Source organism: Streptomyces venetus (assembly GCF_039540295.1).
GTDB classification, from domain to species: domain Bacteria; phylum Actinomycetota; class Actinomycetes; order Streptomycetales; family Streptomycetaceae; genus Streptomyces; species Streptomyces venetus.
The window spans coordinates 202,276-225,440 of sequence record NZ_BAABET010000006.1; the positions used below are offsets into that span (position 1 = coordinate 202,276).

Sequence of the window (23,165 nt, forward strand, 5' to 3'; positions counted from 1 at the left end):
GGTCAGGGTGCCGCCCACAGGCCCCGGACATGCCCGAGGTGCCGGGTCATCACGGCCCGTACGGCCTCCTCGTCGCGGGCGAGCAACGCGTCCAGGATCTCCAGGTGTTCCTCGGCCGACGCCTCCAGCCGGCCCTGTTCCACCAGCGCGGTCAGCCCGTACAGCCGGGAGCGGCGCCTGAGATCGCGGACGACATCGACGAGGTGGTCGTTGCCGGCGAGGGTCAGCAGGCCCAGGTGGAAGCGCAGGTCGGCCTCGACGTAGGCGATGAGGTCACCGGCCGCCGCGGAGGTGACGATCTCCTGGGCGACCGGGCGGAGCGCCTCCAGCGCCACCGGGTCGGCCGTGCGGGCGAGGTCCGCTGTCGTGGGGATCTCTATCAGCGCCCGGACGTGGGTGTACTCGTCGAGTTGCTTCTCGGAGACGGCGGTGACCCGGAAGCCCTTGTTGGGCACGGTGTCGACCAGGCCCTCCTTGGCGAGGTCGAGCATGGCCTCGCGCACCGGGGTGGCGGAGACGCCGAACCGGGCGGCGAGGCCGGGGGCCGAGTAGACCTCGCCCGGGCGCAGTTCACCGGCGATCAGGGCGGCCCGCAGCGCGTCCGCGACCCGCTCCCGGTGGCTGGGCTTCCTGCTGCCCAGCCGGGGCAGGGCCGGGGTGTGCTGCGGGGTCATGGCGGTCGGGGTTCCTCTCTGGTGCGCAGGGGCCGGCTCACAGGACGAACCCCGCGGGGAAGGGGTCCTCGGGGTCCAGCAGGTACTGGGCGGTGCCGGTGATCCAGGCGCGTCCGGTGAAGCTGGGCAGCACGGCCGGGCGGCCGGCCACCTCGGTGGTGCCGAGCAGTCTGCCGGTGAACCGGGTGCCGATGAAGGACTCGTTCACGAACTCGGTGTGCAGCGGGAGTTCGCCGCGCGCGTGCAACTGTGCCATGCGGGCGCTGGTGCCCGTGCCGCAGGGCGAGCGGTCGAACCAGCCGGGGTGGATGGCCATGGCGTGCCGGGAGTGGCGGGCGGTGGAGCCGGGCGCGGCCAGGTAGACGTGGTGCAGACCGTGGATGGACGGGTCCTCCGGGTGGACGGGCGGCTCCTCGGCGTTGACGGCGGCCATGAGGGACAGGCCGGCGTGGAGGATGTCGTCCTTGCGGGACCGGTCGAAGGGCAGGCCGAACTGCTCCAGCGGCAGGATGGCGTAGAAGTTGCCGCCGAAGGCGAGGTCATAGGTCACCGTCCGCCCGTCGGCGAGGGTGGCCTTGCGGTCGAGGCCGACGGCGAAGGAGGGGACGTTGCGCAGGGTGACCGCCTTCGCGGCTCCGTCCTGCACCGCCACCTCGGCGACGACCGGCCCCGCGGGGGTGTCGAGCCGGATGGTGGTGACCGGCTCGACGGCCTCGACCATGCCGGTCTCGACGAGGACGGTCGCGACGCCGATCGTGCCGTGCCCGCACATCGGCAGACAGCCGGAGACCTCGATGTAGACGACGCCCCAGTCGCAGTCGGGCCGGGTCGGCGGCTGGAGGATCGCGCCGCTCATGGCGGAGTGCCCGCGCGGCTCGTTCATCAGCAACTGCTTGATGTCGTCGCGGTGTTCGCGGAAGTACAGCCGCCGCTCGTTCATGGTGGCGCCCGGAATGGTGCCGATGCCGCCGGTGATCACACGGGTCGGCATGCCCTCGGTGTGCGAGTCGACGGCGTGCAGGACGAGTCTGCTGCGCATGGTCCCTAGGCCAATCCGGCCGCGACGGCCTTCTCCGTGGCGGCGCGGACCGCCGCCTCCTGCTCGGGCAGCAGCGGCACGCGCGGGGGGCGGCACGGGCCGCCGTGGCGGCCGACGATGTCCATCGACAGCTTGATGGCCTGGACGAACTCCACCCGCGAGTCCCACCGCAGCAGCGGATGCAACTGCCGGTACAGGGCCCGTGCGGTGTCGAGGTCGCCGTCGACGGCCGCGTGGTACAGCTCGACCGACGCCTGCGGCAGGGCGTTCGGGTAGCCCGCCACCCAGCCCTTCGCGCCCGCGACGGCCAGCTCCAGCAGGACGTCGTCGGCGCCGATCAACAGGTCGAGTTCCGGGGCGAGTTCGGCGATGCGGTAGGCACGGCGCACGTCCCCGGAGAACTCCTTCACCGCCTGGATGTGTCCCTCGCCGTGCAGCCGGGCGAGCAGTTCCGGCACGAGGTCGACCTTGGTGTCGATCGGGTTGTTGTACGCGACGACCGGCAGGCCCGCCTCGGCGACCGCTGCGTAGTGGGCGACGACGGAGCGTTCGTCGGCGCGGTAGGCGTTCGGCGGCAGCAGCATCACCGCCCGGCAGCCCGCCTCGCCCGCCTGCTCGGCCCAGCGCCGGGACTCGGCGGACCCGTACGCGGCGACGCCGGGCATGACGCGCTGCCCGCCGATCGCGGCGACGGCGGTCTCGACGACCCGGGCGCGCTCTTTCGGGGTGAGCACCTGGTACTCGCCGAGGGAGCCGTTCGGCACGACGCCGTCGCAGCCGTTCTCGACCAGCCAGGCGCAGTGTTCGGCGTACCTGTCGTGGTTCACGGAGAGGTCGTCGTTCAGCGGGAGCGCGGTGGCGACGAGGACGCCGCGCCAGGGGCGGTGTTCGGTCATGACAGTCCCTCCTGGGGGTGTGGCCGGGCGAGGACGCCGAGCGGCACGGGACGGGCGAACGGCCTTCTGGACGGGGTGGGCGGGCATCCGGCGAGACCCGCGACCGCGGTGCCGCACATCCGGCCCTGGCACCAGCCCATCCCCGCGCGGGTGAGCAGCTTCACGGTGCGCGCGTCGCCCGCGCCGAGGTCCAGGGCGTCGCGCACGGCACCGGCGGTGACTTCCTCGCAGCGGCAGACCACGGTGTCGTCGGTGACCTGCTCAGGCCAGTGCGCGGGCGGCGCGTAGGCGGATGCGAGGGCGGCGGCGGTCTTGCGGAGCCCGGTGCGGGCCTTGAGGGCGGCGGGGGCCGGGGTGGGTTCGGTGCCGTGCAGGCGGGCGGCGGCGGAGCACCCGGCGATGTGTCCCTCGGCGAGGGCGAGGGCGGCGCCACCGATGCCGGTGGCCTCGCCGGCCGCCCAGACGCCGGGTACGTCGGTGCGCTGCTCGCTGTCGACGGCGACCGTGTGCCCGTCGAGGCGGCAGCCGAGGCCCTCCGCCAGGTCGGTGTGCGCGAGCATGCCGTGGCTGACGGCCAGGGTGTCGCAGGGCAGGTGCCGCTCGCTTCCGGGCCGGACGCGTCCGGTGGCGTCGAGGGCGGCGACCGTGACGCCGGTCAGCCGGTCGTCGCCGTGGGCGCGGACGACGGTGTGCCGGGCGAGGAACGGCACACCGTGGCGCAGCAGGCGGACGGCGTACACGGCGCCCTCGGGGAGTTTGCCGGCCAGGGCCGGGCCGTGGCGGGCGAGGCGCCCCGGGGCGGCGGACTCGACGAGTGCGGCGACCTCGACACCGGCTGCCGCGAGCCCGGTCGCCACGGGCAGCAGCAGGGGCCCGGTCCCGGCCACGACCGCCCGGCGCCCCGGCACCACGAGCGCGCCCTTGAGCATGGCCTGGGCTCCTCCGGCGGTGACGACGCCGGGGAGGGTCCAGCCGGGGAAGGGCAGGACGTGCTCGTAGCCGCCGGTGGCCAGGAGCACGGCGTCCGCGTGCACCTCGGCCGGTTCCTCCTGCTCCGGGCCGAGCAGGGCGTGCACGGTGAAGCCGCCGGGTGTCCGTTCCACGCACCAGACGTGGTGATCCGTCAGCACGCGTACGGCACTGGCGGCGAGTCCGTCGCGCAGCCGCTCCCAGGTGCGCCACCGGTGGTGCAGCGCCTCGGGCCGCCCGGCGCCGAGCCTGGCGGCGGGCTGGCGGTAGAACTGCCCGCCGGTCTCCGTCGCCCCGTCCACGAGCACCACCCCGGCGCCGCGTGCGGACGCCGCCAGGGACGCGGCCAGGCCGGCGGGTCCGGCCCCGATCACGACGAGGTCAGTGCGCACGGCCGGTCCCCTCGTCGCCGGGTCCCGTGCGGCCTGTGCCGTCATCGGCCCTGTCCGCGCGCCCCGAACCCTGACGCCCCTCTCCCCCGTGTCCCGTTCCCTCCTGCGTGCCGATGAGGTCCCCGGGACGCGCCCGCACCAGACAAGCGCGTTGCCCGGTACGGCCGTTGACGGTCACCAGGCAGTCGAAGCAGACGCCGATCCCGCAGAACACCCCGCGTGGGCGGCCCTCGCCGCGGGTGGTGCGCCAGGACGTGACGCCCGCGGCCCACAGCACGGCGGCGATCGTCTGGCCGGGCAGGGCCTCGACCGGGCGCCCGTCGAACATGACCGTGAAGGCGGGGCCGGGCCTGGCGCGTGCGAGTTCCAGCGGGTTCACTCGGCCTCCTCGGGGAAGCGGTCGGGCCGGAACGGGGTGAGGTCCAGGTCGGGTGCCCGGCCGGTCAGCGCCTGGGCGATCAGGTGCCCGGTGCCGGTGGCCAGCCCGATGCCCGCGCCCTCGTGCCCGCAGGCGTGCAGGAGGCCGGGCACCCGGGGGTCGGGGCCGATCGCCGGCAGGTGGTCCGGCAGGTACGGCCGGAAGCCGGTGTACGCCCTCATGGCCCGGACCCCGGCGAGGAACGGGAAGAGCCGCGTCGCGCCGGCCGCGAGCGCCCGCAGCGCCGGGAGCGACACCGTCCGGTCGAACCCGACCCGTTCGCGGCTGGCGCCGATGAGGACCGGCCCGGCGGGCGTGCCCTCCACGACCGGGGAGGTCTGCAGGCCCGCCGAGTCGCTCGCGACGTCGGCCACGTAGTCCGCGGCGTACACCTTGTGCCGGACGCGCGGCGGCAGCGGCTCGGTGACCAGGACGAAGCCGCGCCGGGGCAGCACCGGAAGGGACACCCCGGCGCGGGCCGCCACCTCGCCGCCCCACGTCCCGGCCGCGTTGACGACCGCCGGCGCGTGGATGTCGCCGCGGCCGGTACGCACCCCGCGCACCACGCCGCCCGGGCCGGTCAGCACCCCGGTCACCTCCCGGCCGGTGAGCAGCCGTGCCTTCGAGGCGCGCAGCAGGTGCGCCGCCGCGAGGGCGGGCATCACCTGGGCGTCCTGCGGGTAGTGCATGCCGCCCGCGAGGCCGGGCGTCAGGTACGGCTCGAGGTCGGGGAGCCGGTCGGGCGACACCGGGACCGCCTCGACGCCCGCCGTGCGCTGTCCGGCGGCGAGCCTCTCCAGCCCCGCCAGTGCCCCGTCGGTGCCGGCGACGACGACACCGCCCTTGGCCTCGTACTCGATCGCCTCCCCCAGCCCCTCACGGGCCAGTTCGGCCCACAGCCGGGCGGAGAGCAGGGCCAGTTCGAGCTCCGGCCCGGGTTCCTTGTCGGAGACGAGGAGGTTCCCCTCCCCCGCGCCGGTGGTGCCGCCGGCCACCGGGCCCCGGTCCACCACGACGGCGTCCAGGCCCGCGCGGGCCGCGTACAGGGCGCAGGCGGCGCCCACCACTCCGGCTCCGATCACCACGACATCGCAGGTCAGCGACTCGCTCACGGCAGTACTATGTCACACACCACACCCGGTGGGAATGGGGCGGACAAGGGCGGGACGGGCGCGCGGGAGCGCTCAGTCGACCGCCGGGACGACCCTCAGATGAGAGGCGGTTCGGCGTGGGCGGCGGTCCCTGGAGAGGGCGCGGCGGGCCTCGCGCAGGACGAACGTGAGCCGGGTACAGCCCAGTTCGCCGAGTGTCGTGGACGTCTCGGCCACGATCCGGCAGTCGGTGGCACCCCAGCGCGGGTCCGGGTGCAGCAGTGGCCGTACGGCGCCGTCCTGCTCGACGGCGGCCTCGCCGACCGAGCGGATCCAGTGCGGCAGGCCGTGCCGGTAGGCGGCCTCCATGATCGGGTCCTGAGCGATCTCGCGGCGGATGGCCTGGAGCCCGTGGTCGGGACCGTGGCTCTCCACCGACCGCGCGAAGTGCGCGAGCATCGGCAGGCACCAGCTCGACTCGTGCTCACCGAGCACGGCGGGCGCGTCGGGGTGGAACAGCACGAACCTGAGGAAGTTGTCGCCCGGCATGGCGCTCGGGTGCGGGCCGACGGCACCGAAGAGTGACCGGAAGGCGCTGTTGGTCAGCACCACGTCCCAGCAGTGGTCGACGACGAGCGAAGGGGAGGGCACGGCCTCCATGAACGCGGCGTAGTCCTCCAGGTAGGCCTGGACTTCGGGAGTCTCGAGGACGGGCCGCGGTGCCGGCCGCTGCCCTCCTGCCTGAAATGCCATCGGGAGGTCACCCCTCTTGCCTGTGCGGCCTTGACGCGGCGCCCCGATCCTGCTGCCCGGAGCTGAGGCATGTCAACTATCGTGGCATTCCGTGGCTGTTGACGGCTGAAATTGGCCACAGTTGTGGCGAGACCTGGATGTGAGTTCGAAGCACCGGCTACGCTCCGGGAAGTTCACGCCGGGGTAGGTCACGGCATCCACTTGTGAGAAGCCTGTGAGAGACGTAGGAGATCTGTCGGTGACGGGTGGCTTCGTCGAGGGTCCTGGCGCCACGCCGACGGCCGTGCTACTGGCCGTCGTCGCCCGTGTCACCGCACTCACCGACCGGCTCGGCGTGCCGCACGCCGAGGTCTTCGACACCGGGCGTCTGTCCGTCGCGTCCGGGGTCCCGGAACCCGTGGTCAAGGCCCTGCTCGGCGGCCGGCCGGCGGGCGAACCCGACGTCCAGGCCCGGTTCCTGCAGCGCCTGGACCTGCTGCGCAGGACCCGGCTCAAGCCCAACGGCCGCAGATACACCCAGCAGGAGATCGCCGACGGCGCGGGCATGTCCCGGCAGCAGGCCGGCGCCCTCATCAACGGTGACCGGCGGCCGACCATGGAACACTGCGACGCGCTCCAGCGGTTCTTCCGGGTCCACGCCGGTTTCCTCACGGCCGAGGACCCCGAGGCACTCGTGAGCGCCCTCCAGCACATCGAGCAGGAGCTGCTGCAGCAGCTCGCCGACCGCGAGCGGGAGGCGGCCGCGGCGGCCGACGACCCGCTGGAGCGGCTGCTGCAGGACCACGGCGTGCGCGGCATCGCCTGGCGGGCCGCGCAGCTGCCCACCGACCAGCACCGCGACAAGGTCGCGGAGTGGCTGGACATGCTCCTGGAGAGCGTCAAGCGGCCCGAGTCGTGACCGTGGGGAGAACTGTGGGCATCGGTAAGGAAATGCGCCGCCTGTGCGGCGAGCTGGTCGCGGAGCTGACCCTTCCCGTGCCGGCGCGGCCCGACGAGCTGTACGCCGCGCTGTGCGACGCCATGAGCAGACGCCGTGGCCGCCCCGTCCGCTTCCGTACGGCCGCCTTCCCGCCCGGGACCGCGAGCGGGCTGTGGCTCGACATGGCCGAGCAGGACCTCGTCGTGATCGAGGAACGCACGGCTCCCGATCACCAGTTGGTGATCCTGGGACACGAGCTGTGGCACATGAAGGCCGGGCACTGCTCCCACCACGTCGAGGGCGCCGCCGTCGCGGCCCGGCTGCTCGACGACTCCGCCGACCTCCAGGCCACCGTGCTGAAGGTCGCCGCCCGCACCCGCTTCGACCTGGACGACGAGAAGGAGGCCGAGACCTTCGGCCTGCTGCTCGCCAGCAAGTGCCGGGCGTGGCTGGCGGGTTCGACGGCGCGGGGTCCGGTGCAGCGGGACCATCTGGCCGGGCGGATCGAGGCGTCGCTGGGGTATCCGGGGCCGCAGAGCTGAGGGGCCGCCCGCAGGGGCTGGCGTGCCCTTCCGTGTGCGCCGAGCGGGCGAACCGCAGGGCGCCGGGGCCGGATTGTCAGTGGTGGGCGGCAAGCTGGGGGTGCGCCCTTTCTGTGCGGGGGCGTGCGCGCCGCGAGGCGCGGGACCGATGACGCCGACACGGGGAGAGCCGACCGATGCCCACCGCCGTACTGACCGACCGTGAACGCACCGCCGTCCAGGCCTATCTGCGCCTGCTGCACACGGTCCGGGCCACCCTCGACCTGGAGAGCGGCCCGTCCGGCTCCGGGCGGCCCCCGGTCGTCCCGCCCGCCGTCCTCGCCGAGGCGGAAGCGGCCCTCGACCGGGCGGGCCTGACCGGCAACGAGGAAGCGTTCTTCCGGCTGTTGCAGAGCTGGTGTCCGGAGCCGGGGCCCTGAGCCGGTAGAGGACTCGGGTGCTGCGGGTGGTCGTCCGTCCGCGACTGGTCCGTGGCCGTTCGCGCAGTTCCCCGCGCCCCTTCGGGCGTGGGGGCCGCCTCAGGCGTGCGGTACGGCGATCGCCGTCGCCACCAGGCCCCGCTGCGCGGTCCAGCGGCCGGCGAAGTGGTCGAGGCGGCGGCCGCCGACCAGCGGCCCGGGGACGAGGAGCGCGGCGCGGAAGGCGCCGTCCTCGGTGAGCTCGATGTCGGCCTCCATGAAGTCCAGCCACTTCCCGGTGAGGGGGAACCACGCCTTGTAGACGGACTCCTTCGCGCTGAACAGCAGCCGGTCCCAGTGGATGTCGGGGCGCCGGGCCGCGAGCCGGCGCAGGCGTTCCGCCTCCGACGGCAGGGACACCGACGGCAGGACGCCCTCGGGCAGCGGACCGTGGGCCTCGGCGTCGATGCCCAGGGAGGCCAGGTCGGCGGCGCGGACCAGCGCGGCGGCGCAGTAGCCGTCGCAGTGCGTCATGCTGCCGGCCAGCCCGGGCGGCCAGCCCGGGGCGCCGCGCTCCCCGGGCAGGATCGGCTGCGGCGGCACGCCGAGCTTCTCCATGGCACTGCGGGCGCAGGAGCGGACGACGGCGAACTCCCGGCGTCGCTTCTCGACCGCCCGCGCCACGAGCGCCGCCTCCTCGGGGAACAGCGGTGTGTCCGCGCCGTCGTGGCCGAACGCCTCGACGGCGACCACGGTCTGCGGCAGCAGCTCCTCGATCACTGCTCCTCGTCCTCCCTCGGCAGGATGCGCCGCAGCCGTCCCGGCTCCCCGGGCCGCTTGCGCCACTCTCGGGGGTAGCCCACCGACACCTCCTCGAAGCGCACGCCGTCGTGCCACGTGGTGCGGGGGATGTGCAGATGGCCGTAGACCATCGTGTGGACACGGAACCTGCGGTGCCAGTCGGCGGTCAGGTCCGTGCCGCACCACATGGCGAACTCGGGGTGCCACAGGACGTCCATGGGGTGCCGGTCCAGCGGGTAGTGGTTGACCGGGATCACGGGCAGGTCCCCGGGCAGTTCGGCGAGTCGGCGTTCGGTCTCGGCGATCCGGGCCCGGCACCAGGCCTCCCGGCTCGGGTACGGGTCGGGGTGCAGCAGGTACTCGTCGGTGCACACGATGCCCGTGCCGTGGGCGTACTTCAGGCCCTGTTCCTTGGTGGCGCACCCGGCCGGCAGGAACGAGTAGTCGTACAGCGTGAACAGCGGGGCGACGGCCACGGGGCCGCCGGGGCCCTCCCAGACCGGGTAGGGGTCCTCGGGTGTCGTCACACCGAGTTCCCGGCACAGCTCGACCAGGTACTCGTATCGGGCGACGCCGCGCAGGGTGACCGAGTCGCTCGGATGGGTCCACAGCTCGTGGTTGCCGGGCACCCACACGACCTTGGAGAAGCGGCCCGCCAGGGTCTTGAGCGTCCAGCGGATGTCGGCCACGGTCTCCGCGACGTCACCGGCCACGAGGAGCCAGTCGTCGTCCGTCCCGGGCCGCATCCCCTCGACGAGGGCGCGGTTCTCCGGGTAGCCGATGTGCAGATCGCTGATGGCCAGCAGTTGTCCGGCTCCCCCGGCCGTCGACGTCACCTCTCGCCCCCTCCGCCCCCGCGCGCCTGCGCGAACGCCCCCACGAGATCACATCCCCGCGCCGTGGACAAGGCGGCCCCACGGGGGCGCCCCCGAAATCCGTAACACCCGCGTTGCACGACACGGCCCGCCGAAGCCGTATGATCTGCCCCACCACCACCGCTAGGAACTTCCCTTTTTCAGGGGCGGTTTGGTGACCCTCCATTTTCCTGCCCGGGCACGGGCTGCTCAGCCCTGCCCGCGAACCGTGAAAGGCGGCCTGCATGGTCTCTCGCGTACGCGTCTGGCTCAACCGCACGTACGCGGAGAACGTGTTCTTCATGGACCAGCTGCGGAGAAATCCCAGCGACCGGGCCGTGGAGATCCACGCCACCCACGGCGACCCCGACTCCCCCGTGCTGGCCGCCGCCGACACCGCCGAGCTGGAGCCCGAGGGCCTGTCCCCGGCCGGATACGTCGAGTACGCCCTGGACCAGTGCGCGCGGCGCGGTATCGACGTGTTCGTGCCCCGGCTGCACCAGTCGGCGGTCGTGGCCCACCGCGCCGAGTTCGAGGCGGCCGGTACGGCGGTGCTGGCGCCGCCGCCCGAGGCGGTGGCCGTCTTCCACGACAAGGTGATCGCCTACGAGGCGGTTCAGGCGATCGGCGTGCCGGTACCGCCGTGGTACCGGGTCCGGTCGGCCGACGAACTCGTCGCCGCTGTGGAGCAGCTGGAGGCCGACGGGCACCGGGCGTGCTTCAAGCCGGCGTCCGGGGCGGGCGGGGTGGGCTTCCGTGTGATCACGCGGACGCCCTTCTCGCTGACCCAGCTGAGCGGGTTCCCCAGCCCGTACGTGCCGCTCGACCTGGTGCTCCAGGCGCTGCGGCAGGCCGAGGAGCCGGTCGACTGGCTGGTGATGCCGCGCCTGGAGCAGCCCGAGGTGTCGGTGGACTGCCTGACCGGTCCGGACGGCCGGGTCCGGCTGGCCGTGGGCCGCACCAAGAACGGCCGCCGCCGGGGCTTCACGCTGCACGAGCAGTGGCTGGAGCCGGCCCGGCGGATCGCCGAGGGCTTCGGTCTGCACTACCTGTCCAACATCCAGTTCCGGATGTTCGGCGACCGGCCGGTCCTCATGGACGTCAACACCCGCCCGGCCGGCGGCCTGCACCAGCTGGCGCTGTGCGGTGTCAACGCCCCGTGGGCCGCCGTGCAGCTGGCACTCGGCGAGGATCCCGGCGAGATGGCGCCGCCGTTCCTCGGCCAGGACTACACGGTGGTGTCCGGGCCGCGTCCGGTACGGCCGGTGTCGCTGCCGCAGCAGCGGTCGGAGCCGACGGAGCCGCTGCCGGCGATGCCGGTCGACTCCGTCGGGGCCGCTGTGCGCGGCGCGGTCGAGGCCGTGCGCCTCTAGGCGAACACCCCGCTAAGCGCGGTAGCCCCACGCCCGGGCCAGTTCCGCGAGGCGTGGGGGCAGTTCGACGTCCGGGCCTGCGGTGCGGGCCGACTGGATGCGGCCGGACTTGATGGTGCTGGACCAGTCGCCGAGCTGGGGGCGGAACGTGCCGTGGTCCTTGCTTCCGTAGTCGAGCATCCCGGGCTCCCAGGGGACGCCGAGGTACTCGCAGACGCCCCTGGTGGCCCGCTCCGGCGCGGCGGTGAGCTCCTCGTACGTCATCACATGGGGGTCGAGGTTGCGGCGGGCCTCCTCCAGCTTCTCGCTGTAGTCGAGGACCTCGGCGCGCACGGCCTCGTGATCCGGGTCGGTGCGGCGGGCGGTGAGGGACGTGACGACCGCGCCGGGGTGGCGGAGCAGCAGGATGTAGCGGGCGTCCGGCCAACATCGGCGCAGCCGGGGCCAGATGAGGGTGTTGGGCGGGGTCTTGTCGACGATGACGTCCTTGCCGCTGCGGGTGAGTTCGAGGTGCAGCACGCGGTCCCACAGCACGTGTTCCAGCTCGTCCTTGTCGAGGTGGAGGGCCCGCATGGCCTCCGCGGTGAAGTCGCGGGACAGGTTGACGTGCACGGTGCGCAGGTGCATCTCGTGCGGGGCGCGGATGCGGCTGTGGCTGTTGAGCAGGACGCGCAGCAGGGTGGAGCCGGAGCGCACCGACGACAGGACGAAGACCGGCGAGTCCACCAGCCGGGGGGCGAGCGGGGCGGTGTAGGTGTCGGGGGCCGGGCGGGGGCCCGGGATGGCGTCGAGGTCCCGGCGCGGTGGACTGACCGCCTGCATCACCAGCCTTCCGCGACGCTTCAGTCCCTTGCCGATCGCAGCCATACGCGGGTCTCGCACGGTGACACCTTTCTTTCGCGTTGTGCGTTCCGCATCCCAAGGGGACCGGGCGAACTCAAGGTGTCGGGAAGACGAACCGGCCTGCTCACGGACGTCCACATACCGCCGTGAGCAGGCCGCTCACCACTTTCTTAAACTTTCGTCAGAACCGTCCGGCTCCGCGGTACAGCTCCAGCTCCCCTTCCAGTTCGACGGCCAGGACCGTGGCGTGCGGGTCGAGGTCCGGTGCCGCCGGGGGGTCGATCCAGAGGATGCCGGGGGTCTCGTGGAGGCCGCCGGTGACCCGGTGGTCCAGTTCCGTTCCGCTGCCGAGGACCGAGACCCCGCGGACCTTGCTCAGCAGACCACGGACGTTGATCTCGGCGCGCGGGGCGTCGAAGAGCACGAGGTAGAGGGTGCGGCGGTCCTTCGACAGGGTGCTCGGGCCGTAGTGGTGGCCCGGCGGGAGTCCCCGTACCGTGCCGTACACCGCCTCCGCGTGCCGGGCGATCCAGTCGCCGAGCCCGTGCAGCCGCTCCGCCTGTTCGGCCGGGATCGTGCCGTCCTCGCGCGGGCCGACGCTCAGGAGCAGGTTGCCTCCCCCGCCGATGGTCTCGGTGAAGTAGCGGATCAGCTGGTCGACCGACTTGTGGTTGTGGTCGTGACGCTGGTGGCCCCAGGAGTCGTTGATGGTCAGGCACAGCTCCCAGGGGCCCTCGGGCGGCAGGACGGGCGCTCCCTGTTCCGGCGTCGCGTAGTCGCCCTCGCTGAGCATCCGGGCGTTGAAGACGACGTCGGGGACCTCGGAGCGGATCATCGCGGCCAGCTCGGGGATCCGCCACTGCTCCTCGCTGCGGTCCCACTCGCCGTCGAACCACATCAGGTCCGGCTTGTAGCGGGAGGTGAGTTCGCGGATCTGGCCGTCCCGGTAGGCGAGGAACCTCTCCCAGGCCTCCAGGTCCTCGTCCTCGGCGGCGACCTCCGAGTAGCGGTTGTCCTCCAGCTCCGGCGGACGCCCGGGCTTGCGGGTGGAGGCGTAGTCGGGGTGGCTCCAGTCCGAGTGCGAGTAGTAGAGGCCGACCTTCAGGCCCTGCTCGCGCAGGGCCTCGGCGTAGCCGGCGATCAGGTCGCGGCCCACGTTCAGGTCGCCGTGGGCGGTGTCCCACAGGGCGACGCCGTCGTGGTGGCGGCTGGTCAGCACGGCGTACCGGGCACCGGCCCGCGCGAAGAGCTTCGCCCAGTCGCGCGGGTCGTAGCGGGATGCCGTGAAGCGGTCGAGCTGGGACATGTACCGGTCGTAGGGGACGATGTCGTCGTAGAACGACCAGGATTCCTGCACGCCGTCGACGGCGTAGACGCCCCAGTGGATGAAGATCCCCAGCTTGGCGTCCTCGAACCAGGGTTGCATGGCCATGGGTCAGCCCCTGCGCAGACGCAGCGTCAGGATCTGGAAGGGCCGCAGGGTGACGCAGACGCCGCCGTCGGCGAGGTCCGCGTTCTCGGCCGGCCGCTCCAGCAGGTCGGTGATCTGCGCGCCGGCGAGCGGGAAGCCGGTGCGCAGGACGCCACGGGCCCGGCCGCCGCGCGACTCGTAGAGCCGTACGACCACATCGCCGGAGGTGTCGTCGGCGAGCTTGACCGCCTCCACGGTCACGCCCTCGCCCTCGACGGAGACGACGGGAGCGGGTGCGCCCGCCGCTTCGGCCGTTCGGAGCGGGAGGTTGAGGGCGTAGCCCTCGGCGACCGCGTCCTCGATCGTCGCGCCGGGCAGCAGCGCGTAGGTGAAGCGGTGGCGGCCCTGGTCGGCCTCGGGGTCGGGGATGCGCGGGGCGCGGACCAGGCTGAGGCGGACGGTGGTCGTGGTGCCGCCGTCGTCGCGGACCGTGCGGGAGACGTCGTGGCCGTACGTGGAGTCGTTGATGACGGCGACGCCGTAGCCGGGTTCGCCGATGTGCACCCAGCGGTGGCCGGAGACCTCGAAGCGGGCCGCTTCCCAGCTGGTGTTGGTGTGGGTGGGCCGCTGGATGTGGCCGAACTGGATCTCGGCGGAGGAGTGCGGGGCGCGGATGTCGACCGGGAAGGCGGCCTTGAGGATCTTCTCGGTCTCGTGCCAGTCGATGTCCGTCTCGATGTCGATCCGGGGGCTGCCGGCGCGGACCGTGATCGTCTGGGTGATCTTCGAGCCCTTGCCGAAGCCCCGCTCGACGCGGATCGCGCCGATCAGCGGGTCCTGCTCGACGACCGTGACGGACGTGGCGTCGAGGAGGTCCGTGTAGCGGTTCTTGTAGTGCTTGTCGATGTCCCAGGCGTCCCAGTAGTTGGGCAGGTCGGTGTGCAGGCGGAGCAGGTTGCCCGGCTCGGCCAGGACCTCGCGGCCGGCGCGCAGGTCGCGGACGGAGGACAGGGTGCCGTCCTCGGCGACCTCGACGCGGACCAGCCCGTTGTCGAGGACCCGGCCGTCGACCGTCACCGGCTGCGGGGGCCGGGCGTCGGTGAGGGGCGCGGAGCCGCTCGCGGGCACTTCCACGAACACCGGTGCGCCGTCGGCGGTGCGGACCACTTCGGCGCGGTCGTAGGGGCTGGTGTTGAAGACGCGGGTTCCGCCCTCGCCCAGTGCCGCCACCGCCTCGTCCGTCAGCGCCTTCAGCTCGCCGGCCACGCGGGCGTACTCCGCCTCGGCCTCGCGGTGCACCCAGGCGATGGAGGAGCCGGGCAGGATGTCGTGGAACTGGTGCAGCAGCACCGTCTTCCAGAGCCGGTCCAGTTTCTCGTACGGGTACGCGTAGCCCGGCGCGTGCAGCGCGGCCGTGGTCGCCCACAGCTCCGCCTCGCGCAGCAGGTGCTCGGAGCGGCGATTGCCCTGCTTGGTGCGGGCCTGGGAGGTGTAGGTGGCGCGGTGCAGCTCCAGGTAGAGCTCGCCGACCCAGACGGGGGCGTCGGGGTACTCGTCGCGGGCCTTGGCGAAGAACTCGTCGGGGTGTTCGACGACGACCTTCGCGGAGCCCTCCAGGTCGGCCAGCCGGCGGGCGCGTTCCATGATCTCGCGGGTGGGGCCGCCTCCGCCGTCGCCCCAGCCGAAGGGGGCCAGGGAGCGGGTGGCGCCGCCCTTCTCCTGGTAGTTGCGGACCGCGCGGGACATCTCCTCGCCGCTGAAGCGGGCGTTGTAGGTGTCGACCGGCGGGAAGTGGGTGAAGATGCGGGTGCCGTCGATGCCCTCCCACCAGAAGGTGTGGTGGGGGAACCTGTTGGTCTGGTTCCAGGAGATCTTCTGGGTGAGGAACCACTCGTTGCCGGCGAGCTTGGCGATCTGCGGGTAGGCCGCGTTGTAGCCGAAGGAGTCCGGCAGCCACACGCCCTTGGTCTCGATGCCGAAGTGCTCGATGAAGAACCGCTTGCCGTGGACGAACTGGCGGGCGACGGCCTCGCCGCCGGGCAGGTTGCCGTCGGACTCGACCCACATGCCGCCGACCGGCGCCCACTGGCCCTTCTTGACCGACTCCTGGATGCGGGACCAGACCTTGGGGTAGTTGTCGCGCACCCACTCGTACTGCTGGGCCTGGGAGCAGGCGAAGATGAAGTCGTCGTACTCGTCCGCCAGGGACGTGACGTTGGAGAAGGTGCGGGACGTCTTGCGCTTGGTCTCGCGGATCGGCCAGAGCCAGGCGGAGTCGATGTGGGCGTGGCCCACACCGGAGACGGTGTGCGCGCTGGCGTGCGCGGGGCGGGCGAGGACGGGCTTCAGCGCCTCGCGGACCGCGGGGGCGGAGCCGGAGACGTCGTCCAGGTCGAGCAGGTCCATCGCCCGGTCGAGGGCGTGCGCGATCTCGTGCCGGCGCGGGTCGTGCTCGCCGAGTTCCAGCATCAGCTCGCGCAGCACCTGCACGTCGAGGTCGAGGTGCCAGACCTCCTCGTCGAGGATGGCGATGTCGGCGGCGCGGAAGGTGTAGAGCGGCTTGTCGCCCGCGGTCAGCTTGTCGCCGAGCGGGGTGACCTTCGAGAAGTTGTCCGCGAGGATGTCCGGGTTGGATGCGGCCTCGACCAGGAAGTCGACCGTCTCACCGCCCGTCGCCGGGTTGGCGATCGCCACGTACTGGTTGAGCGGGTTGACGGCCTTCAGCGGGGTGCCGTCCAGGAGGTGGACCAGCGCCTCGGCCTGGTTGCCGGGCCAGTCGCCCACGAAGCCGAGGTCGATGACGGCCTCGACGCGCCGGCCCGCCCACTCCTCGGGGACCCGGCCGCGCATGCGGAACCAGGTGGTGCCCCAGGGCGGGCCCCACGGGGTGCCCATCGCGAAGGGCTCGTAGGAGGCCGCCGCCGCTTCCTCGAAGGGCACCGGCTCTCCGGGAGCCTGCCACGCCTCTACCTCGAAGGGGACGGTGGCCGCGTAGATCGCGGTCTTGATGCGCTGGTCGTGGAGGCGCTGTACGCGCTCTTCGATCCGGCGGCGTTCGTCGTGCATGAAGAGTCTCCAGGAAGCGGGAAGAGCGGGGGAAAGCGCTTACCGATCGGGGCTCACCTAAGGTACGCCAGCCCAGGATGGACGTCGGTGTAGCCCTCGACCAGCCTCCGGGCCACGTTGACCGAGTCCACGAGCGGGTGCAGCGCGAAGGCCTTCACGGCGGTCGTGCGGGAGCCGGAGTCGGCGGCCGCCAGCACCTCGCGCTCGACGGCCTTGACCGCGCAGACCAGGCCGGTGGCGTGGCCGGGCAGCGGGTCGACGGTGACGGGGTGGGCGCCGTTGGCGTCGACGAGGCAGGGGACCTCGATCACGGCGTCCGTGTCCAGGACCGACAGGGTGCGCTGGTTGCGGACGTTGAGGATCAGGGTGGTGCGTTCGTCCCGGGCGATGGCCCGCATCAGCGCGAGGGCGACCTTCTCGTAGCCCCCGGACAGGTCGTCCTCGTCGCGTTCGCCGGCGCCGGCGGTCTCGCGGTTCTCGGCCATGTAGGTGGCCTCGCGCTCGGCCCGGGTCTGGTCCCAGACCTTGAGGGCGGGGGCGTCCGGGTTGCTCATCTCGGCGTAGAAGCGGGCCTGCTGGTCGTGCAGGAAGGCGCCGCGGGTCTTCTCGGCCTGCTGGTAGGCGCGGACGGCCTCCCGGTTGAAGTAGTAGTAGTGCAGGTACTCGTTGGGGATCGCGCCCAGGGACCGCAGCCAGTCGACGCCGAAGAGCTTGCCCTCCTCGAAGGAGCCGAGCAGGTCGGGGTCGGCGAGCAGGCGCGGGAGTTCGTCCCGGCCGGCGACCCGCAGCCCGCGTACCCAGCCGAGGTGGTTGAGGCCGACGTAGTCGATCCACGCCTCCTTCGGGTTCGCGCCGAGCACCCGGGCGATGCGGCGGCCGAGGCCGACCGGGGAGTCGCAGATGCCGATGACGCGGTCGCCGAGGTGGCGGGACATGGCCTCGGTGACCAGGCCGGCCGGGTTGGTGAAGTTGATGACCCAGGCGTCGGGCGCGAGGCGGGCCACCCGCCGGGCGATGTCGACGGCGACCGGGACGGTGCGCAGGCCGTAGGCGATACCGCCGGCGCCGACCGTCTCCTGGCCCAGCACGCCCTCGGCCAGGGCCACCCGCTCGTCGTCCGCACGGCCCTGGAGGCCGCCCACGCGGATCGCGGAGAACACGAAGTCGGCGCCCCGCAGGGCCTCGTCGAGATCCGTGGTGGCGGTCACCTCGGGCGCGTCGGGGACACCGTCCGCCTGCTCGGCGAGCACGCGCGTCACCGCCGACAGCCGCCCGGCGTCCAGATCGTGCAGGACGACACGCGTCACCCGGCCCTCGGCGTGGTCCTGGAGGAGCGCCCCGTACACCAGCGGCACGCGGAATCCTCCGCCGCCCAGAATCGTCAGCTTCACCGGGTTCCTCCGAATCGGAAGGTCGCGCTCAGCGCATTGCGAGAACCAGGCACGCGCCACCTCCTTGAACGTGCTTCGAGACCCGGGCTGGTTCCGGCCCGGCTGGTGTCGAGGGTGTGGGATCTTGCTGTGCGCCGGGCGGCGGGACGGCCCGCTTCGGGAATCCCGGCGCCCCGGCCGAAGAAGGGGTCATGTCGGCACCCTTCCCGTCACGACGACCTCGACGCCCGCCTCCGTGAAGGAGGCCCGCGTCGCCGGGTCGACCGGCTCGTTCGTCACGACCGCGTCCAGGTCCTCGGGACCGCAGACCTTCGCCATCCCGTGTCCGGGGAACTTCGCCGCGTCCGCGAGCAGCACCACCTTCTCGCTCGCATTGATCATGGCGCGTTTGACCGGCACCTCCACCACCGTGGTGTCCATGACCTGGCCGCCGGGGCGCACGCCGCTGGTGCCGAGGAAGAGCCAGTCGGCGTGCAGCTGGCGCAGGTTGTCCTCGGTGAGGAAACCGACGAGGGAGCGGTACTCGCGGCGGACCATGCCGCCGAGCAGGACCAGCTCGATGCCCTCGTCGTCGGCGAGCTCCTCGTAGACCACCAGATTGCTGGTGATCACCGTGAGGCGGCGGCCGTGCAGTTGCCGGGCCAGGCGGTAGGCCGTCGTCCCGATGTCCAGCAGCACCGACTGGCCGTCCCTGATCATCTCGGCGGCGCGTTCGGCTATGGCGTCCTTCTCGGAGACGCGCACCTCTGCGACCTCGGCGAAGGGCTGGTCGCCCTCCTCCACCACGGCGCCGCCGTGGACACGCGTCAGAAGGCCGTCCTCCTCGAGTTTCACCAGGTCACGCCTGATGGTGGCCGGGCTCACGCCCAGCTGCTCGGAGAGGTCGGTCACGGCCGCGGGGCCGCCGGAGCGCAGGGCCCGGAGGATGAGTTGGTGTCGTCGTTCTGCCAGCACGGCCGGAACACTACTCGTCATCTTCAATCATTTCCATGCTCAGTTCTGCTCGGGTATTGACCAATCTCTCGGAGCAGCGCACGATTCCGGTCACAGAAATGAAGAGTTTTGACGATCTCCGTCAAACTCGAGCGAGAGGACACCTCCGTGGACGACGACCGGCCCGATGTGCTGCTGACCGGGCTGCTCTTCTACGACCTCGTCCTCACCGGGCTCGGGAAGCCGCCGACACCCGGCGAGGAGATCTGGACCCGGGGCATGGGCTGCGGCCCCGGCGGCATCGCGAACCTCGCGGTGGCCGCCTCCCGCTTCGGCCTCAGGACCTCACTGGCCACGGTATTCGGCGACGACTTCTACGGCGAGCACTGCCGGGACGTCCTGCGCGACCAGGAGGGCGTCGACCTCTCGCTCTCCCGTACGGCGGACGACTGGCCGACCCCGGTCACCGTCTCCGTCGCCTACGGCCAGGACCGGGCCCTGCTCACCCACGGCCAGGAGCCGCCGTACTCGCAGGACGTGCTGATGGGTGACCCGCCCGGGGCACGTACCGCCCTGGTGCACCTGGAGGCGGAACCGCGCGAGTGGCTCGCGAAGGCCGCCGCGAACGGCACCCGGGTCTACGCCGACGTCGGCTGGGACCCCACGCAGGAGTGGTCGACGACCCTCCTGGAGCAGCTCGCCCTGTGCCACGCCTTCCTCCCGAACGAGGCGGAGGCCATGGCCTACACCCGCACGGACAGCGCGCTGGCCGCGCTCGGCACGCTGTCCGAGCTGGTGCCGGTCGCGGTGGTGACGCGGGGCGGGGAGGGTGCCCTCGCCGTCGACCAGATCACCGGCGAGTACGCGGACGTGCCCGCCCTCGACGTCGACGTGCTCGACGCGACGGGTGCCGGGGACGTCTTCGGCGCCGCGTTCGTCACCGCCTCGCTCGGCGGCTGGCCGCTGGTGGAACGGCTGCGGTTCGCGGTGCTCGCGGCCGGGCTGTCCGTCACCCACCACGGCGGGGCCCTCGCGGCCCCCGGCTGGTACGGCGTCGACCGCTGGTGGCGCACCCTGACCGACCCCGAACTGAAGCGGGCGTACGGCTTCCTGGCCCACCGGCTCCCGGAGCACCCCGGTCCGGCTCGCGCGTACGCCCCCGTCACCCCGCCGGCCCCTCACACGTCCGTCGGCCCACGCGCCTGCGAACGGCGGCATTGATCCTCGAACCCCTCGGCACGTCGAACAGCAACAGCAGGAGTGACCCGTGGACCTTTCCCGTAGAGGCTTCCTCCAGGCCGCCGCGCTCACCGCGGCCGCCTCCGGTCTGACCGTGGCATGCGGCAGCGGCTCCGGATCGGCAGGCAGCAAGAACGGCAAGAACCTCACCTTGTGGTACTGGGGAGGCGCGCTCAGCGACAAGGTGGTCGCCGAGGCGAAGACGCACTTCGGCAAGGACGTGAAGCTGACCGTCGCCTCCATCGGCGGCGACTTCAAGTCGAAGCTCACCACCACCCTCGCGGCGGGCTCCTCCGTCCCCGACATCACCGGCATCAAGGGCGAGGACATGGCGTCCTTCCTGCCCAACGCGGGCCGCTTCCTCGACCTGAACGACCTGGGCTTCAAGGACATCTCGTCGCAGTACCTGGACTGGAAGACCAAGCTCGCCCGGACCGAGGACGGCAAGCAGATCGGCTTCCCGATCGACATCGGCCCCACCGCGCTCTTCTACCGCGCGGACCTGTTCGACAGGGCCGGGCTGCCCACCGACCCCGACAAGGTCGCCGAGCGGGCCGGGACCTGGGAGGACTACTTCGCCCTCGGCACCGAGCTGAAGAAGAAGGTGTCCGGCACCTACCTGGTCAACAACATCGGCTCGGTGTTCAACATGGCGGTCGGGCAGGGCACCGAGCGGTTCATCGACAGGGACAACCACTTCATCGGCGACCAGGACCACATCCGCAAGGCGTGGACCACCGCGGTTCGCCCCTACACCCTCGGCCTCGACGCCAGGATCAACGACAACACCTGGAACGCCGCCGTCGGCAAGAGCCTGAGCACCGAACTCGGCGCCGCCTGGCACGCACTGGACATCGAGCAGGCGGCCCCGAAGACCAAGGGCAAGTGGCGGGTCTGCGCGATGCCCGGCGGACCGGCCAATCAAGGCGGCTCCTACCTGGCCCTGCCCAAGCAGTGCCGGAACCCCGAAGAGGCGTTCAAGATCATCAGCTGGATCCTCAGCCCGGAGAACGACGCCCGTGGCTTCGCGGACGCCGCGATCTTCCCGGCCGCACCCGCGGCGTACGCCATGCCGGCCATGACGGGCGGCGACCCCTTCTTCGGCGGGCAGAAGATCATCGACGTGTTCGGCCCGGCCGCCAAGGCCATACCGGCCGCTTACGAGGCACCCGCGGACGCCGCCGTCATGGCTCCTTTCATGACCGAGCTGACCAACATCGAGGCCAAGGGCAAGAAGCCCGACGCCGCCTGGCACGACGCGGTCAGCCAGGCCAAGCAGATCGCCCGGCGACAGGGGGTGAGCTGAGACATGTCCTCACCTCCGGTCACCGGGCCCGCCGCGGTGCCCCGGCGCCACGGCGGGCCCGGCCCGGCCCGCCTCCGCCCCCGGCGCACCCCGCCGGCGGGCGCCGTGCGGCCGAGGCGTCGTGGGGTGCCGGCCCACTGGCGGCAGTACCTGGCGATCTCGCCCTTCTTCCTGATCTTCGGCGCCTTCTCGTTCTTCCCGGTCTTCTACTCGCTGTATCTCGCCTTCCAGCGCTGGGACGGCATGGGCACCGTCCAGTTCGTCGGTTTCCAGCAGTTCCGCTTCCTGTGGGACGACCCGGTCTTCTGGTTGTCGATCCGCAACACCCTGGTGATCTGGGTCCTGTCCACCGTCCCCACGCTGTTCGGCGCCCTGGTGCTGGCGACGCTGCTGCACTCGGTGCGGCGCTTCAAGGGCTTGTACCGCATCGCCCTCTACATACCGAACGTCACCTCGATCGTCGCCGTGTCGATCTTCTTCGGCGCGGTGTTCAGCAACAACTTCGGCCTGGTCAACGCGATCCTGGGCACGGTCGGCATCTCACCCGTGCCGTGGCTGAGCAATCCGTGGCTGATCAAACTGGTCATCGCGCTGCTGATGACCTGGATGTGGACCGGCTACAACATGATCATCTACCTGGCCGGCCTCCAGGCGATCCCCACGCAGATCTACGAGGCGGCCAGGCTGGACGGGGCCGGGCCCATCCGCACGTTCTTCCAGATCACCGTGCCGATCATGCGGCCCATCATCCTGTTCACCGTCGTCATCTCGACCATCAACGGCCTGCAGAGCTTCAGCGAACCCCAGGTCCTGTTCGGCAGCAACGCCGCCAACCCGAACCTCGGCGGCCCCGGCCAGGCGGGCCTGACCACGCTGCTGTACTTCTACCAGTCGGCCTTCGTCAACAACGACTACGGCTACGGCGCGGCCATCGTGTGGGCCTTCTTCGTACTGATCATGGTGCTGGTCGTCGTCAACTGGCGCGTCGTGCAGCGCGGGAGGAAGTCATGACCGCAGCGGTCAAGAGGCGGTCACGGCGTCCCAAGGGCCTGACCGCGCACATCGTCCTCGTGCTGGCCGTCCTGATCTCGGTCTTCCCGTTCGTGTGGACCGTCGTCATGGCGACGAACACCACCGAGGACATCTACAAGAGCCCGCCGAAGCTGACCTTCGGATCCCACTTGCTGGAGAACGTACGGCACGTGCTCGACACCATCGACTTCTTCGGGTCGATGCTCAACACGCTCGTCGTCGCGACCGTCACCACCGTCCTGGTGCTGTTCATCGACTCCCTGGCGGCTTTCACCTTCGCCAAGTTCGACTTCCCCGGACGCAAGGTGCTGTTCGCCATGCTGGTGGGGTTCATGATGCTGCCGCTCCAGCTGGCCGTCCTCCCGCAGTTCATCCTGATGTCCGACATCGGCTGGGTCGGCACGCTCAAGGCACTGACCCTGCCCGCCCTCGCCAACGCCTTCGGCATCTTCTGGCTGCGGCAGTACATCGAGAACGGCGTGCCGGACGAACTCCTCGACGCCGCGCGCATCGACGGCGCGGGCTTCTTCCGGCAGTACTGGAACATCGCGCTGCCGATGATCAGGCCCGCGCTGTCCTTCCTCGCCATCTACGCCTTCGTCGGGGCCTGGAACGACTACATCTGGCCGCTGGTCGTGCTCACCGACCCCGGCCACCTCACCCTCCAGGTGGCGCTCGCCCAGCTCCACGTCGGGCACACCACCGACTACAGCATGGTGATGGCCGGCGTGCTCATGGCCTCCGTGCCGCTGGTCGTGGTCTTCACCCTCTTCGCCCGCGGGTTCATCGCGGGTGCCACGGAGGGAGCGGTACAGGGGACCTGAC

Annotated in this window: 21 protein-coding genes and 1 pseudogene; 8 read left to right on the top strand and 14 right to left on the bottom strand. The window is 71.9% G+C overall.

The genetic code is table 11. The features are described 5' to 3' along the window. Window positions 1-2 precede the first annotated feature (2 nt). The 7 genes and pseudogenes from ABEA82_RS21025 to ABEA82_RS21055 all read right to left on the bottom strand — a co-directional run bounded on the left by ABEA82_RS21025 (window position 3) and on the right by ABEA82_RS21055 (window position 6,232). Window positions 3-674, bottom strand: coding sequence for a GntR family transcriptional regulator (locus ABEA82_RS21025; protein ID WP_345663117.1), 672 nt, complete (start codon window positions 672-674; stop codon window positions 3-5). A 37-nt stretch (window positions 675-711) separates the two neighbouring features. Next, on the bottom strand, window positions 712-1,713 hold the full coding sequence (locus ABEA82_RS21030) for a proline racemase family protein (protein WP_345663118.1): 1,002 nt from the start codon (window positions 1,711-1,713) through the stop codon (window positions 712-714). Between the two features lie 5 nt (window positions 1,714-1,718). Beyond that, window positions 1,719-2,609: a dihydrodipicolinate synthase family protein gene (locus tag ABEA82_RS21035; RefSeq protein ID WP_345663119.1), complete on the bottom strand. Its 891-nt coding sequence runs from the start codon at window positions 2,607-2,609 to the stop codon at window positions 1,719-1,721. Then, a complete protein-coding gene (locus tag ABEA82_RS21040) occupies window positions 2,606-4,015 on the bottom strand; it encodes an FAD-dependent oxidoreductase (protein WP_345663120.1) in 1,410 nt (469 codons plus the stop codon). The genes ABEA82_RS21035 and ABEA82_RS21040 overlap by 4 nt, the downstream gene beginning before the upstream one ends. A 43-nt stretch (window positions 4,016-4,058) precedes the next feature. Next, window positions 4,059-4,349, bottom strand: a pseudogene (locus ABEA82_RS21045) ((2Fe-2S)-binding protein); the annotation flags it as partial. After that, window positions 4,346-5,500 carry an NAD(P)/FAD-dependent oxidoreductase gene (locus tag ABEA82_RS21050; protein ID WP_345663122.1) on the bottom strand — a complete coding sequence of 385 codons (1,155 nt, stop codon included), beginning with the start codon at window positions 5,498-5,500 and terminating at the stop codon, window positions 4,346-4,348. The gene ABEA82_RS21050 and the pseudogene ABEA82_RS21045, both read right to left, overlap by 4 nt. A gap of 72 nt (window positions 5,501-5,572) precedes the next feature. Next, a complete protein-coding gene (locus ABEA82_RS21055) occupies window positions 5,573-6,232 on the bottom strand; it encodes an MmyB family transcriptional regulator (protein ID WP_345663123.1) in 660 nt (219 codons plus the stop codon). A gap of 238 nt (window positions 6,233-6,470) precedes the next feature. Here ABEA82_RS21055 and ABEA82_RS21060 point away from each other — a divergent pair, with 238 nt between their 5' ends. From ABEA82_RS21060 to ABEA82_RS21070, 3 genes are all read left to right on the top strand, one after another. Continuing rightward, window positions 6,471-7,130 carry a helix-turn-helix domain-containing protein gene (locus ABEA82_RS21060; RefSeq protein ID WP_003994279.1) on the top strand — a complete coding sequence of 220 codons (660 nt, stop codon included), beginning with the start codon at window positions 6,471-6,473 and terminating at the stop codon, window positions 7,128-7,130. A gap of 32 nt (window positions 7,131-7,162) precedes the next feature. After that, window positions 7,163-7,693, top strand: coding sequence for a toxin-antitoxin system, toxin component (locus tag ABEA82_RS21065; protein WP_345663470.1), 531 nt, complete (start codon window positions 7,163-7,165; stop codon window positions 7,691-7,693). 176 nt (window positions 7,694-7,869) lie between these two features. Next, a complete protein-coding gene (locus ABEA82_RS21070) occupies window positions 7,870-8,112 on the top strand; it encodes a hypothetical protein (RefSeq protein ID WP_345663124.1) in 243 nt (80 codons plus the stop codon). A gap of 99 nt (window positions 8,113-8,211) precedes the next feature. Here ABEA82_RS21070 and ABEA82_RS21075 read toward each other — a convergent pair whose 3' ends face one another. Continuing rightward, complete coding sequence (locus tag ABEA82_RS21075; RefSeq protein WP_345663125.1) at window positions 8,212-8,871, bottom strand: 4'-phosphopantetheinyl transferase family protein; 660 nt, start codon at window positions 8,869-8,871, stop codon at window positions 8,212-8,214. Then, window positions 8,868-9,728 (bottom strand): metallophosphoesterase family protein, encoded by an 861-nt coding sequence (locus ABEA82_RS21080; protein ID WP_345663126.1) that lies wholly within the window; start codon window positions 9,726-9,728, stop codon window positions 8,868-8,870. Before ABEA82_RS21080 ends, ABEA82_RS21075 begins: the two co-directional genes overlap by 4 nt. Window positions 9,729-9,991: 263 nt before the next feature. On the opposite strand from ABEA82_RS21080, the gene ABEA82_RS21085 reads away from it, so the two are divergent. After that, window positions 9,992-11,119 (top strand): ATP-grasp domain-containing protein, encoded by a 1,128-nt coding sequence (locus ABEA82_RS21085; RefSeq protein ID WP_345663127.1) that lies wholly within the window; start codon window positions 9,992-9,994, stop codon window positions 11,117-11,119. Between the two features lie 12 nt (window positions 11,120-11,131). Here the strand turns inward: ABEA82_RS21085 and ABEA82_RS21090 are convergent, their stop codons facing one another. The 5 genes from ABEA82_RS21090 to ABEA82_RS21110 all read right to left on the bottom strand — a co-directional run bounded on the left by ABEA82_RS21090 (window position 11,132) and on the right by ABEA82_RS21110 (window position 18,784). After that, a complete protein-coding gene (locus ABEA82_RS21090) occupies window positions 11,132-11,986 on the bottom strand; it encodes a sulfotransferase family protein (protein WP_425588546.1) in 855 nt (284 codons plus the stop codon). 157 nt (window positions 11,987-12,143) lie between these two features. After that, complete coding sequence (locus tag ABEA82_RS21095) at window positions 12,144-13,394, bottom strand: alpha-L-fucosidase (protein WP_345663129.1); 1,251 nt, start codon at window positions 13,392-13,394, stop codon at window positions 12,144-12,146. Between the two features lie 3 nt (window positions 13,395-13,397). Beyond that, the gene (locus tag ABEA82_RS21100; RefSeq protein WP_345663130.1) at window positions 13,398-16,439 is read right to left on the bottom strand and encodes an alpha-mannosidase; all 3,042 of its coding nucleotides are present in this window, start codon (window positions 16,437-16,439) and stop codon (window positions 13,398-13,400) included. 53 nt (window positions 16,440-16,492) lie between these two features. Continuing rightward, window positions 16,493-17,830, bottom strand: coding sequence for a 6-phospho-beta-glucosidase (locus tag ABEA82_RS21105; protein WP_345663131.1), 1,338 nt, complete (start codon window positions 17,828-17,830; stop codon window positions 16,493-16,495). 189 nt (window positions 17,831-18,019) lie between these two features. Beyond that, window positions 18,020-18,784 carry a DeoR/GlpR family DNA-binding transcription regulator gene (locus ABEA82_RS21110; protein WP_345663471.1) on the bottom strand — a complete coding sequence of 255 codons (765 nt, stop codon included), beginning with the start codon at window positions 18,782-18,784 and terminating at the stop codon, window positions 18,020-18,022. A 147-nt stretch (window positions 18,785-18,931) separates the two neighbouring features. Here ABEA82_RS21110 and ABEA82_RS21115 point away from each other — a divergent pair, with 147 nt between their 5' ends. The 4 genes from ABEA82_RS21115 (at window position 18,932) to ABEA82_RS21130 (ending at window position 23,164) form a co-directional block, all read left to right on the top strand. Continuing rightward, a complete protein-coding gene (locus ABEA82_RS21115; protein ID WP_345663132.1) occupies window positions 18,932-19,984 on the top strand; it encodes a carbohydrate kinase family protein in 1,053 nt (350 codons plus the stop codon). A 46-nt stretch (window positions 19,985-20,030) separates the two neighbouring features. Further along, entirely contained in the window at window positions 20,031-21,308 is a 1,278-nt protein-coding gene (locus tag ABEA82_RS21120; protein WP_345663133.1) for an ABC transporter substrate-binding protein, read from the top strand. Window positions 21,309-21,434: 126 nt separating this feature from the next. Next, entirely contained in the window at window positions 21,435-22,319 is an 885-nt protein-coding gene (locus ABEA82_RS21125; protein ID WP_345663472.1) for a carbohydrate ABC transporter permease, read from the top strand. After that, a complete protein-coding gene (locus ABEA82_RS21130) occupies window positions 22,316-23,164 on the top strand; it encodes a carbohydrate ABC transporter permease (protein WP_345663134.1) in 849 nt (282 codons plus the stop codon). The genes ABEA82_RS21125 and ABEA82_RS21130 overlap by 4 nt, the downstream gene beginning before the upstream one ends. The last annotated feature ends 1 nt before the right edge of the window (window position 23,165 follow it).